This window comes from Proteus sp. CA142267, assembly GCF_003336825.1.
Taxonomy (GTDB): domain Bacteria; phylum Pseudomonadota; class Gammaproteobacteria; order Enterobacterales; family Enterobacteriaceae; genus Proteus; species Proteus terrae.
On the sequence record NZ_QPMG01000005.1, the window covers coordinates 1 to 12481 of the forward strand.

Below are 12481 nucleotides of genomic sequence, written 5' to 3' on the forward strand. Positions count from 1 at the left end.
TCTAATATTTTAGAAGATATCGTCTCTGCGAGTGCCCACACAGATTGTCTGATAATTTGTTAAAGAGCAGTGCAACAATCGCTGCCGTTTCCGGTCTTCTGCGTTGTTGCGAGGAGGTGAATTCTACATCTTCCTCATTCAGTGTCAAGCGTTTATTTTCAAGGCTTTTCACTTTTTTCTTCGTTCTCTCAGCCAGTTCGCTTAGCGCCCTGTGCCGTGACAACGAGGACGCATTATAGGGAGTTTTCTGAAGCTGGCAATAGTTTTTTTAAAAAAAATGTTCGTTTGTTGGTAAATTAAACGAAGTGCCTATTTTTTGTAGCTTTTTAGCCATTTTGGTAAGTCTGCAAGGCTATCGAGAACAAAATCTGCACACTGTTGTGCCTCTTCAGTTATCTCTTTTCCTGTGCGAACAAGAATTTTATGCCCCACTCCCGCAGCTTTTGCTGCCAACATATCTTCTTTTTTATCACCTACCATATAAGAAGAAGCCATATCGATGTTTAATTGTGCTTTTGCATCCATAAACATACCTGAGGCTGGTTTGCGACAATCACACTCTTTCTTATATTCTTCTACAGTGGCATCAGGATGATGAGGACAATAATAGATACCGTCTAAATCAACACCTCTATCAGCCAAAGACCAATCCATCCACTCAGTTAGGTGTAAAAATTGATCTTCACTATAGTAGCCACGACCAATACCCGATTGATTAGTCACTAGTACCAAGGCATATCCCATAGCTTTTAATTCAGCCATTGCCTCAATGACACCATCGATAAATTCAAAGTTATCAATTTCAGACACATAGCCATGGTCTATATTAATAGTTCCATCGCGATCTAAGAAAATCGCAGAAATCCCCTTGCTCACAGCATTACTCCATTTAGATATTTTTATTAGTATCGCATGTTTTTTCTTATATAGAGAATGATATCCACGGCTTTCTTTCTTTATTATTCTTCAACTCTTTTTTATTGACTTAGCCGTCTAGACGCCTTAACATCTATTTTAACTCGGGCAGAATAGTCTTTATGTCCCATATCTACTTATATAAAGAAAAACATGATTAAACTGACGAATATAAACAAAGTGTTTAAGCAGGGAGAGCGTTCTATACAAGCGCTATCAAACATTAACCTGCATGTGCCTCAAGGGCAGATTTTTGGTGTTATCGGATCGTCAGGAGCGGGTAAAAGTACACTTATACGTTGTGTGAATATGTTAGAAAAACCGACTTCAGGTGAAGTACTTGTTGATGGTCGTGATCTAACTAAGTTATCTGATAAAGAGTTAACAAAAGCACGTCGTGGTATTGGCATGATTTTCCAACATTTCAACTTACTGTCTTCTCGTACAGTATTTGATAATGTGGCACTGCCATTAGAACTTGATAGTACGCCTCGTGCTGAAATTAATAAGCGTGTTAATGAATTACTTGAATTAGTCGGTTTGTCAGATAAGAAAGAGTATTACCCAGCAAACTTATCTGGCGGACAAAAGCAACGTGTTGCAATTGCACGCGCACTAGCAAACTCACCAAACGTTTTATTGTGTGATGAAGCAACTAGCGCACTCGATCCAGCGACAACACGCTCTATTTTAGAATTATTAAAAGACATTAACCGTCGTTTAGGCCTCACCATTTTATTAATCACGCATGAAATGGATGTTGTAAAACGTATTTGTGATCAGGTTGCAGTAATAAGTGGTGGTGAATTAGTTGAAAGTGATGCCGTGAGTGAAGTTTTCTCTCATCCAAAAACACCAGTTTCTCAAGCGTTTATCCAATCAACACTACAATTGGATATTCCTGAAGATTACAAAGAACGTATGAAATCAGAGTGGGAAGAAGGTTTATTTCCATTATTAAAACTTGAATTTAACGGTCAATCAGTTGATGCACCATTAATGTCCATCGTTGCACGTCGTTTTGACGCAGATATTAATATCTTAAGTTCACAAATGGACTATGCCGGTGGTGTGAAGTTTGGTGTGATGTTAGCTGAGTTACACGGTAAGAATGGTAATACTGAAAAGTCGATTGCGTTTTTAGAAGAGCATCATGTGAAAGTAGAGGTTCTCGGTTATGTCTGAAGGAATGGTTTATTTATTAATTAGTGGGATCTGGGAAACCTTAGTCATGACCTTCGTTTCAGGCTTCTTTGGTTTTGTTATCGGGCTACCACTTGGTGTTTTACTTTATGTCACACGTCCTGAACAAATTATGGCAAACCCACCTGCCTATCGTGTTATCTCAGCACTTGTGAATATTTTCAGGGCTATCCCTTTTATTATCTTACTTGTATGGATGATCCCTTTTACTCGTTTGGTTGTAGGAACATCTATTGGCTTACAAGCAGCTATCGTGCCATTAACTGTTGCGGCAGCACCTTTTATTGCTCGTATGGTCGAAAATACGCTATTGGAAATCCCACAAGGATTAATTGAAGCATCTCGTTCTATGGGTGCAACACCAATGCAAATTATTAAGAAAATTTTATTACCAGAATCTTTACCAGGCTTGATTAACGCTGCAACTATTACACTGATTACATTAGTAGGTTACTCAGCGATGGGTGGTGCCGTTGGTGCAGGTGGTTTAGGTCAAATAGGCTATCAATATGGTTACGTTGGCTATAATGCAACAGTAATGAATATTGTGATTGTTCTACTCGTTATTCTTGTTTTTATCATTCAGTTTTTCGGCGATCGCTTAGTGAAGCTGACAACACATAAATAATTAAATTAAAGGTTTCAATTATTAAATCGAAACCTTTTAGTTAACGGATCAAATAAGGGTAAATGTATGTCATTAAAATTTAAATCGCTCGCAGTCGTAAGTGCTTTAGTTGGCGCATTAGCATTAGCTGGTTGTGGTGAAAAAGAAAAAGATCCAAACCATATTCGTGTTGGTGTTATTTCTGGCTCTGAGCAACAAGTGGCCGAAGTAGCAAAACAAGTTGCTAAAGATAAATACGGTCTTGATGTAGAACTCGTTACTTTCAATGACTTCGTAATGCCGAATGAATCATTGAGTCGTGGTGATATCGATATTAATGCATTCCAGCACAAACCTTATTTAGATCAGCAAATTAAAGATCGTAATTTCAAAATTACAGCTGTAGGAAATACATTTATTTATCCTATTGCAGGTTACTCTAAAAAAATTACTGATTTAGCCGATTTACCTGATAGTGCTCAAGTCGCTATTCCTAACGATCCAACTAACTTAGGCCGTTCACTGCTGTTATTAGAAAAAGTAGGATTAATTAAATTAAAAGATGGTGTGGGCTTATTACCAACTTCTTTAGATATTATTGAAAATCCTAAAAATCTAAAATTAGTAGAATTAGAAGCACCTCAATTACCACGTTCATTAGATGATCAAAAAATCTATTTAGCGGTAATCAATACAACTTATGCTAGCCAAGTAAACTTAACACCAGCAAAAGACGGTATTTTTGTTGAAGATAAAGACTCTCCATATGTAAATATCATTGTTGCCCGTGAAGATAATAAAGACAGTGAAAATGTGAAGAAATTTATCCAAGCTTACCAAACTGATGAAGTAGATAGCGCTGCAAATAAAATCTTTAACGGCGGTGCTGTAAAAGGCTGGTAATACGTTAAAATTTAACTTAATTATAAAAAAGGCGGACATTTGTTCGCCTTTCTCTTTTTTACTTGGCTAATTTGCATTAAATTAGTGCCGTTTAATTTTTGTATAGACAATAATAAAGAGGATATTACCCATGCACATGCGCTTGCTACTTATTGGCATCATGGCGCTGTTTATGACAGGCTGTTCAATGCAAAAATCATCTGATGTTGATCAGTCTAAATTTACGGATATGCGTTTAAATAAACCCGGACAGCCACCAAAACCAAGATCACAGACTTTACCTTCGGTGCGTATTGTTGAAAAAACAGAAGACCTTTTAGGTGCTCCTTTTAAAGATCTCGGTATCGTCGCCGGTGAATCTTGTCGTCAAACATTGCAAGATCCACCAGCAAGTTTACCTATTGCTAAAAAAAGTATGGCAGCAAAAGCGGCTTACAAAAATGCGAATGCCGTTTTATTGCATGAATGCCAAATTGTCACAGGCTTAGGTTGCTATCAATCCGCTATTTGTGAAGGCACAGCATTACTCATTACCAAATGAACACCTACCAAATGAATCCTATAGGGTATATCTCAAGCCCTTATAAAGAAAAATTTGCCGTTCCACGCCAACCTGGATTGATCCAGGATGGCGACGGTCAACTTATTCTACATACACCCTATAATCACCCTGATGCAGTTCGAGGCTTAGAGCAATTTAGTCACCTTTGGTTGATTTTTGTTTTTCATCAAACAGCACAACAAGGTTGGCATCCTCTCGTTCGCCCCCCTAGATTAGGTGGAAACGTCAAAATTGGTGTATTTGCAACTCGCTCAACCTTTCGCCCCAACCCAATTGGCATGTCATTGGTTGAATTGAAAAAAGTAAACACGGGCAACCAGTCTGTTATTTTAGAATTGGGTAGCCTTGATTTAGTGGATGGCACTCCTATTCTTGATATCAAACCTTATTTACCGTTTGCAGAATCGCGCCCAAATGCGATTGCAGGGTTTGCACAAGAAGCACCTAGTAACGAAATGCCCGTTTTCTTTTCACAGGTTGCATCAGAACAACTGCAACACTATGCCAATGAGTACCCTCATCTTTTACGTTTTATTACCCAAGTATTACAGCAAGATCCTCGTCCTGCTTATAAAAAGGGCGAACAAAGTGATAGAATTTATGCGGTACACTTACTCGAATTTAATATTCGCTGGCAAGTCAATGGACAACAGACACTTGTTCTTAGTATAGAACCGCGGTAACTTGCTACTATCTTCATTGATATTGCTATCATGAATAGTCTAATCTGAGAGTCATTCTCATGTCTTTAGACAAATCAGATTGAAAAAAATGCTTTGCCCCTTTTGGCAGACCTAAGTCACTGGTAGACTAAAGTCTTTCTCTAATTATATTGATGTAGACTGGCGTGACAGTCAGCCTAAGTATTTTTGTTCTAATGGAACCTAATAATGCGTACTAGCCACTATTTGCTCTCTACTTTAAAAGAGACACCTGCTGATGCAGAAATTGTCAGCCATCAACTTATGCTTCGCGCAGGCATGATCCGCAAACTCGCTTCTGGTCTTTATGATTGGATGCCGACAGGGGTTCGTGTTCTAAGAAAAATTGAAAAAATTGTTCGTGAAGAGATGGACAACGCAGGATCACTTGAGATTTCAATGCCCGTTGTTCAACCCGCTGACTTATGGCTAGAAAGTGGTCGTTGGGAACAGTATGGCCCTGAATTACTGCGTTTTTCAGACAGAGGCGAGCGCCCATTTGTTTTAGGCCCAACCCACGAAGAAGTTGTTACTGATATTGTTCGTAATGAAATTACCTCTTACAAACAACTTCCACTGAATTTATATCAAATTCAAACTAAATTCCGCGACGAAGTACGCCCTCGTTTTGGTGTTATGCGCTCGCGCGAATTTATCATGAAAGATGCTTACTCTTTCCATATCTCTCAAGAGTCTTTACAAGAGACTTATGACAGAATGTATGAAGCCTACAGCAAAATTTTCTCACGTATTGGTTTAGATTTCCGTCCAGTGCTTGCAGATACTGGCTCTATTGGTGGCAACGCCTCTCATGAATTCCAAGTTTTAGCTGACAGCGGTGAAGATGATATCGTCTTCTCTACCGGCTCTGACTATGCAGCCAATATCGAATTAGCCGAAGCAGTAATGCCTGCAACGCCACGTGCAGCTGCAACTGAAGAATTACGTTTAGTAGATACACCAAACGCTAAAACAATTGCTGAATTAGTTGAACAGTTCAATTTACCAATTGAAAAAACAGTTAAGACACTGATTGTTCATGGTACGAAAGAAAGTGGTCATCCATTAGTTGCATTATTAGTTCGTGGCGACCACGAGCTTAATGAAGTTAAAGCAGAAAAATGCGCTATCGTTGCGGCTCCTTTAACTTTCGCTACTGAAGCTGAAATTCGCCAAGCTGTAAATGCAGGTCCAGGTTCATTAGGCCCAGTTAATCTGCCACTACCTGTTATTATGGATCGTTCTGTCTCTGTAATGAGTGATTTTGGTGCTGGTGCAAACGTTGATGGTAAACACTATTTTGGTATCAACTGGGAGCGTGACCTGCCTGTTGCTGAAATTGCTGATATCCGTAATGTTGTTGAAGGTGATCCAAGCCCAGACGGTAAAGGAACATTACTGATCAAACGTGGTATTGAAGTTGGTCATATTTTCCAACTTGGCACAAAATACTCAGAAGCATTAAAAGCAACGGTACAAAACGAAGAAGGTCATAACCAAATTGTTACTATGGGTTGTTATGGTATCGGTATAACTCGTATTGTTGCTGCCGCTATTGAACAAAATCATGATGCTCGCGGTATTATTTGGCCAGATGCGATTGCACCATTCCAAGTAGCTATTTTGCCAATGAATATGCATCGTTCTTATCGTGTTAAAGAAGTTGCTGACAGACTTTATGACGAATTGCGTGCTCAAGGTATTGATGTTCTGTTTGATGACCGTAAAGAGCGTCCGGGTGTAATGTTTGCTGATATGGAACTTATCGGTATTCCACACACTATCGTGATTGGTGATCGTAATCTAGACAACAATCAAATCGAATATAAAGCGCGTCGTAGTGATGATAAATCACTAGTCAATGTTGACGATGTTGTTGCCTTTATTAAAGAGCAACTCGCTTAATTATTAGTCCCCTAATCTTTAAGGGGCTTGATTGATAAAACAAAAAACCCGCATCAGCGGGTTTTTTATTAGAAAGAAATAGAGACTAAAACTTAGCTTCTGCCACCACGATGGTTTCCGCAAGAGCCATGGCGATTAAAACGAGGTTTTTCATCAGTAACCACTAACGCTCTGTCATATTTACCATCTTCCATTGAAGGACGAATGCTGTAATAACCATTAACTTCAAGGTAAACAGGTGTGCCACCATCGACACCAGTTGAGAAATAGCCTTTTTCCAATTCAATACCACTAGCTGCGTAAACACGCCCCGATTGACAATCTTTAAATGTTCCAGCATCAGCAAAATAGGTAAACTCGCCAGCAAGCTGTTTAGGCTGAACCTTAGCTAAAGTATAATTCAGCTCTGAATTAATCACGTTACCATCAATATCAAGCATGACTAATTTATCTTCACGAGGTAAGTAATAGCTTTTCTCACCATAGCTATTAGTCAACGTCAGCTTATCTTTACCTAATACCCATGTTCCTGATTCAAAGAAACTACGTTTATCATCAGGTGAACCTTGATAGCTTTGCTCCATAACATAAGAGCCATCTTGATTAACAAGAATTGTCGTGTCGATACCTGAGCAATCGGCACAAGGCAGAATACTGTTGTAAGTTTGGTCTACAATCTTTCCATCAAGTGATAAGCCAATATTATTTTGGCAACCTGACAGTACAAATAACCCAGCAGCAACGGCTGCAAATAAAAGTTTTTTCCCCATCATCGACTCCCTACATTCTGGGTACTTTTTAATAAATCATTCTCAATACGATTCTAACATTTTTTAAAATAAAAGGGGGCAATAAAACAAGCTTTAAGATAAATGCACCCATAATTATTAATTATTTCTCAAATCACTTCGAATAAAGAACTATTTCAGAAAATTATTATAATAACTATTGTGCTCACATCGAATAACAGCATAATGATTTTATTCTGAATTATTCACTGGCGGCAACACCGCCACGAACGAGTGGTGAGGGAATATGTCAACAAATACAGAATATCAACCAATTAACTGTGATGATTATGAGTATCTGGAGTTAGCATGCCAGCGTAGTTTAGCGCTCCATATTGAACTGCATGATGGTGAGCTTATTGAAGGCGTTGCGGATGACCTTTTCTTAAGCAAGAAGGTTGAATACTTAAAAGTTAAAACGTCTGAAGGTTCTAAAGACTTAAGGCTGGATATCATTGCCAGTTTTTCAAATCCCGAACTTGGGACTATTGTTATAAAATCGGAATAACCGAATAAAGAACAACCGCCAACCGGCGGTTGTTCATTCATGAGCCTCTCTCCACTCAATAGTAATAGCGTGTTCTGATGTTGTTTTTCCCTCAAAAGTAACAAACGTATTAATAGCTGCAATTAACGTATCATTATAATAAATCAAAGGAATTCTAGTTCTACGCCAAGGCGCAACTTCAAGCTCTTGCCAAATCTTTTTACTGTGTCGAGCGTGCTCTCGCCCTACAATACGCAAAGATGCTTGTGTTAAACCAAAACGCACTGTGACTTTTTCATCACTAAAAGGCGCTCTAACGGTGTTTTTTCCTGTTTTGGCTACAAGTGATAAAGTCCCTAATCCATTAGGTAAACACAAAGGCTCAGTGAGCGACCACTCGATAGCATGATGAATCGGGTCTTGGATAATTGAAACTAGATAAAGGCGCTGTTTATAGCGTCTAACTTCATCTTGATAAAATTGCAATCGAGGCTCGGCATCTTCTTTTGCTAAGGCAACCTCTTGCCATAATCGTAAAATTTGTTGTCTTGATGGCATGGTCTTATTGTGCTTAGCAAACCAGCGCCTCAATAAAGCATTACGTTTGATAACACTACAGTGAGCCAGTTGATTGATATCTAAACTGTGCTCACTGTCCATTAAAGCATTAAGTTCAGAATCTAATAGTTCATCTAATAGTGCTTCTTGTTCACCACACAGAGCCGCACTTCGAGTCACTGCTTGAGAAAAGTGAGGCCATCGTTGAGCCAATAAGGGCATAACACGCAAGCGCAAAAAATTACGATCATAGCGATCATCTTGATTACTATCGTCTTCTATCCAATCTAGCCCTTGTTCAGTAGCATAAGATTCAATTTGCTCACGCGTAATATTGAGTAATGGTCGAAGCAAATAGCTATTTTCAAATACCATTTTTGCTGGCATTGAAGAAAGCCCTGCCGGACCACTGCCTCGCTTTAAAGCCAGTAAAAAGGTCTCAGCTTGATCATCTTGATGTTGAGCAGTCACTAACACTTGTTGTGGCTGTAAATATCGACGAAAGGCTTGGTAACGTGCCTCTCTTGCACCATTTTCAAGACCGCCTTCTTTAGGATCTACATTCACTTTTTCACTGATAAAATCGACACACCATTGCTGACAACATTGTTCACAATGAGCAAGCCAGTCATCCGCTTTAATGTTTAATCCATGATGAATATAGATAGCCGTTAATTCTAAAGGTAATTGGAATTCATCACGTAAACGCACAAGCCCTTGTAATAAAACTGTGGAATCGACTCCACCACTAAAACCCACCAAAATTTTAGTGTAAGGATCAATTTGTTGTTTGATTTCTCTAAGGAGTAAGCCGTATTCCTGTTTCATCGTATCGTCATTTATCAGTGAATTCAGATGATTATGTTAATCTTTTCTACCTGATTTTGCACGAATACAAAGTATTCCTGCAATTAATACCAAACCTAGTCCTACTGCATAAGCAATAACAAAAGGATCGTGAAATATAACGACTAACCAAATCATTGAAAGCACAGGCGAAAGAAAAACAATGGAAGCTATTTTGGTCGACTCACCACTATTCATGGCTTTAAACCATAAAATATAAGAGACACCGTTGATTAATACACCATTTAAAACGACAGAAAGCCAAGATGGACTATCTGGTAGTTTAAACTCACTAAACATCAACATTAGAATCAATGAAACCAGTGTTGAAAAAATAAATAACCATACCGTGCTCATATAAGCATCAAGTGAAAATTGTTTGGAAAGCACAGACATTAATGCAAAACAAAAGGCTCCAGCAAAGACGAGTAATAAAGCTTGAGGATTATCGACGGCAATTTCTGTGATGTTTCCTTTAGTGAAGGTGATAATAACGGCAATAAAACCTAAAATAACCCCAATGATTTGACCTAAAGTTAGCCTATCTTTCAGCAAAATAACCGATAATCCAATAATTAATAATGGCCAACTATACTGTATTACCAATACCGCAATGCCATTCTCTAATGTGTAACCGTAATAGAGCAATAAATAGAATAGACAATCTAACCCACCAAGAATAAACACTTTCCAATAGATCGATTTAGATAAATTAAATAATTGTGTTGGCGTTTTCTTCATAAAAAGTGCAGTGAGAATAACTGCAATCATTGAGAAAACATTGGACCAGAATAAAAATTGAAAATTATCTAAAGAAGCTTGCCCTATACGAGAAATAACGGGAATAAAACTCCAAATTAACACACATAGTAATGCGTAGATAAGGGATTTTGTGGTAATTGAGAATGCCATATAAAAACCAAAATAGTTAATTTATTGTTAAAATCGTATTTTTGATAATAAAGCGTTTAAACAAAAAAGACAGTAAAGAATAGAAGTAAGAGATAAATAAAAATCAGCAGAATAATGATTATTCTGCTTTATATTAAAAAAACACCATTAAGCAGTAAAACCACCATCTACTAAATAAGAGGCGCCAGTAACAAAGGAGGCTGCATCACTAGCTAAAAATACCACAACATTAGCTACCTCTTCTGGCGTACCGAGACGACCAATAGGATGCAGTGTCGCTAACTTTTGCTTATCAAGTTCACGATCATCTAATAAAGGTGTATCAATATATCCCGGACAAACTGCATTAACACGAATACCTTTGCTTGCATAATCAATAGCAAGTGTTTGTGTCAGTAATTTAACACCGCCTTTTGATGCGCAATAGGCAGGAAATTCATGTTGACCAACAAAGGAACAAATCGAACTGCAATTAACAATCGCACCTGATAGTTGGTTTTTCAGCCAATATTTAATTGCTGCACGATTAATCAGAAAGAGTCCATTAAGATTAACATCTAATACCCCTTTCCATTTTTCATACTCTAATTTATCTGCGATGTTATCGGTTAAAACACCTGCATTAGCAAAGATAAAATCCAATTGCCCATATTTGTTTACGACATAATCAATAAGTTGTTCGTTTTCTTTTTCACTTTTCACATCCATTTGTATAAATTCACCTAAAAGTCCTTTCTCTTTTAGATGTTTTTCTGCTTTTTTGCCTCGTTCTAAATTACTACCAGTGATAACAACTGATGCACCTAAGGATAAAAATTTTTCCGCAGAAGCCAAACCAATACCACTATTACCGCCTGTAATAATTCCAACTTTACCATTAAACGATATCATCGATTTTTCCTCATAAAAGAAGTAAATGACTCTATAAAATAATAGATATGACTAATTATTCTTTTAGTAAAAAAGTGAATTAATATTGTTTTTGAGATCAACTTAACATATTGATATATAATATATTATAGTTAATATCACCTGGATTTATTGTCTTGGAAAGGGATAGTTATATGGATAAAAAAAACCTCATGTCGTCAACATGAGGCTCTCTTTTATTTTTGAATAGCACCATGCTATCAGCAGTAACCGTATTCCATTAAACGTTGGTAACGACGGTTTGTTAGCTCTTCTGAGTCAAATGTATCTAACTCTTCTAAATCAGATTTAATTTGTGCTTTTAAAGACGCTGCAATTTCATCATGATGACGATGTGCGCCACCTAAAGGCTCAGGAATAACCGTATCAATTAGCTTAAGCTCTTTTAAACGGTTTGCAGTGATACCCATTGCTTCTGCAGCTAGAGGAGCTTTATCTGCACTTTTCCAAAGGATAGATGCACAACCTTCTGGTGAAATAACAGAATAAGTGCTGTATTGCAGCATATTCACTTTGTCACCAACACCAATGGCTAACGCACCACCAGAACCACCTTCACCAATAACAGTACAGATGATTGGCACACCAAAGCGTGACATTTCACGTAAGTTACGTGCGATTGCTTCTGATTGGCCACGTTCTTCTGCACCCACGCCAGGATAAGCACCCGGAGTATCAATAAAGGTGATAATAGGAAGATTAAAACGTTGTGCCATTTCCATTAAACGAAGTGCTTTACGATAACCTTCCGGTGCTGGCATACCAAAGTTACGGCGGATTTTCTCTTTTGTTTCACGTCCTTTCTGGTGCCCAATAACCATAACAGGACGACCGTCTAAACGCGCGATACCACCAACAATAGCTTTATCATCAGCATAAGCGCGATCGCCCGCTAATTCTTGGAAGTCAGTAAAGATACGATGAATATAATCCAGTGTGTAAGGTCTTAATGGATGACGTGCAAGTTGTGCAACTTGCCATGCACCAAGATCAGAAAAAATCTTACGCGTTAACTCTAGGCTTTTTTCTCTTAAGCGTGAAACTTCTTCATCGATATTAATATCAATTTTTTCATCATGTTGGCTAACTGCGGTTAGCGAATCAATTTTCGCTTCTAACTCGGCAATTGGCTGTTCAAAATCCAGAAAATTAAGACTCATAACA

Annotated in this window: 13 protein-coding genes; 7 read left to right on the forward strand and 6 right to left on the reverse strand. The window is 38.0% G+C overall.

Annotated features, from left to right (window positions below; all coding sequences use genetic code 11):
* Positions 1-309 precede the first annotated feature (309 nt).
* Positions 310-876: a D-glycero-beta-D-manno-heptose 1,7-bisphosphate 7-phosphatase gene (gmhB, locus tag C0T34_RS10080; RefSeq protein ID WP_098942028.1), complete on the reverse strand. Its 567-nt coding sequence runs from the start codon at positions 874-876 to the stop codon at positions 310-312.
* 192 nt (positions 877-1068) lie between these two features.
* Between gmhB and metN the strand changes: the two genes are divergently transcribed.
* The 6 genes from metN to proS all read left to right on the forward strand — a co-directional run bounded on the left by metN (position 1069) and on the right by proS (position 6796).
* Positions 1069-2100: a methionine ABC transporter ATP-binding protein MetN gene (gene metN / locus C0T34_RS10085; RefSeq protein ID WP_109850119.1), complete on the forward strand. Its 1032-nt coding sequence runs from the start codon at positions 1069-1071 to the stop codon at positions 2098-2100.
* A complete protein-coding gene (locus C0T34_RS10090; RefSeq protein ID WP_023582692.1) occupies positions 2093-2746 on the forward strand; it encodes a methionine ABC transporter permease MetI in 654 nt (217 codons plus the stop codon). Before metN ends, C0T34_RS10090 begins: the two co-directional genes overlap by 8 nt.
* Before the next feature lie 66 nt (positions 2747-2812).
* Positions 2813-3628: a MetQ/NlpA family lipoprotein gene (locus C0T34_RS10095; RefSeq protein ID WP_098942027.1), complete on the forward strand. Its 816-nt coding sequence runs from the start codon at positions 2813-2815 to the stop codon at positions 3626-3628.
* Between the two features lie 130 nt (positions 3629-3758).
* Complete coding sequence (gene rcsF, locus C0T34_RS10100) at positions 3759-4169, forward strand: Rcs stress response system protein RcsF (RefSeq protein ID WP_083629073.1); 411 nt, start codon at positions 3759-3761, stop codon at positions 4167-4169.
* Entirely contained in the window at positions 4166-4873 is a 708-nt protein-coding gene (tsaA, locus tag C0T34_RS10105) for a tRNA (N6-threonylcarbamoyladenosine(37)-N6)-methyltransferase TrmO (RefSeq protein ID WP_109850120.1), read from the forward strand. Before rcsF ends, tsaA begins: the two co-directional genes overlap by 4 nt.
* A gap of 207 nt (positions 4874-5080) precedes the next feature.
* Entirely contained in the window at positions 5081-6796 is a 1716-nt protein-coding gene (gene proS, locus C0T34_RS10110) for a proline--tRNA ligase (RefSeq protein WP_098942025.1), read from the forward strand.
* 92 nt (positions 6797-6888) lie between these two features.
* Here the strand turns inward: proS and nlpE are convergent, their stop codons facing one another.
* Positions 6889-7569: an envelope stress response activation lipoprotein NlpE gene (gene nlpE, locus C0T34_RS10115; RefSeq protein ID WP_083629074.1), complete on the reverse strand. Its 681-nt coding sequence runs from the start codon at positions 7567-7569 to the stop codon at positions 6889-6891.
* A 262-nt stretch (positions 7570-7831) separates the two neighbouring features.
* On the opposite strand from nlpE, the gene rof reads away from it, so the two are divergent.
* Positions 7832-8092 carry a Rho-binding antiterminator gene (rof, locus tag C0T34_RS10120; RefSeq protein ID WP_098942023.1) on the forward strand — a complete coding sequence of 87 codons (261 nt, stop codon included), beginning with the start codon at positions 7832-7834 and terminating at the stop codon, positions 8090-8092.
* 33 nt (positions 8093-8125) lie between these two features.
* Here rof and tilS read toward each other — a convergent pair whose 3' ends face one another.
* The 4 genes from tilS to accA form a co-directional block, all read right to left on the reverse strand.
* On the reverse strand, positions 8126-9457 hold the full coding sequence (gene tilS / locus C0T34_RS10125) for a tRNA lysidine(34) synthetase TilS (RefSeq protein ID WP_109850121.1): 1332 nt from the start codon (positions 9455-9457) through the stop codon (positions 8126-8128).
* 36 nt (positions 9458-9493) lie between these two features.
* Positions 9494-10387 (reverse strand): DMT family transporter, encoded by an 894-nt coding sequence (locus C0T34_RS10130; protein WP_098942021.1) that lies wholly within the window; start codon positions 10385-10387, stop codon positions 9494-9496.
* Between the two features lie 147 nt (positions 10388-10534).
* Positions 10535-11278: an SDR family oxidoreductase gene (locus C0T34_RS10135; protein ID WP_098942020.1), complete on the reverse strand. Its 744-nt coding sequence runs from the start codon at positions 11276-11278 to the stop codon at positions 10535-10537.
* A gap of 239 nt (positions 11279-11517) precedes the next feature.
* Complete coding sequence (gene accA / locus C0T34_RS10140; protein WP_075671682.1) at positions 11518-12477, reverse strand: acetyl-CoA carboxylase carboxyl transferase subunit alpha; 960 nt, start codon at positions 12475-12477, stop codon at positions 11518-11520.
* Positions 12478-12481 lie beyond the last annotated feature (4 nt).

Bases quoted from the DNA above. Each gene is read 5' to 3' on its own strand.
- metN (WP_109850119.1), top strand. From the start codon at position 1,069: ATGATTAAACTGACGAATATAAACAAAGTGTTTAAGCAGGGAGAGCGT.
- C0T34_RS10090 (WP_023582692.1), top strand. From the start codon at position 2,093: ATGTCTGAAGGAATGGTTTATTTATTAATTAGTGGGATCTGGGAAACC.
- C0T34_RS10095 (WP_098942027.1), top strand. From the start codon at position 2,813: ATGTCATTAAAATTTAAATCGCTCGCAGTCGTAAGTGCTTTAGTTGGC.
- rcsF (WP_083629073.1), top strand. From the start codon at position 3,759: ATGCACATGCGCTTGCTACTTATTGGCATCATGGCGCTGTTTATGACA.
- tsaA (WP_109850120.1), top strand. From the start codon at position 4,166: ATGAACACCTACCAAATGAATCCTATAGGGTATATCTCAAGCCCTTAT.
- proS (WP_098942025.1), top strand. From the start codon at position 5,081: ATGCGTACTAGCCACTATTTGCTCTCTACTTTAAAAGAGACACCTGCT.
- nlpE (WP_083629074.1), bottom strand. From the start codon at position 7,569: ATGATGGGGAAAAAACTTTTATTTGCAGCCGTTGCTGCTGGGTTATTT.
- rof (WP_098942023.1), top strand. From the start codon at position 7,832: ATGTCAACAAATACAGAATATCAACCAATTAACTGTGATGATTATGAG.
- tilS (WP_109850121.1), bottom strand. From the start codon at position 9,457: ATGAAACAGGAATACGGCTTACTCCTTAGAGAAATCAAACAACAAATT.
- C0T34_RS10130 (WP_098942021.1), bottom strand. From the start codon at position 10,387: ATGGCATTCTCAATTACCACAAAATCCCTTATCTACGCATTACTATGT.
- C0T34_RS10135 (WP_098942020.1), bottom strand. From the start codon at position 11,278: ATGATATCGTTTAATGGTAAAGTTGGAATTATTACAGGCGGTAATAGT.
- accA (WP_075671682.1), bottom strand. From the start codon at position 12,477: ATGAGTCTTAATTTTCTGGATTTTGAACAGCCAATTGCCGAGTTAGAA.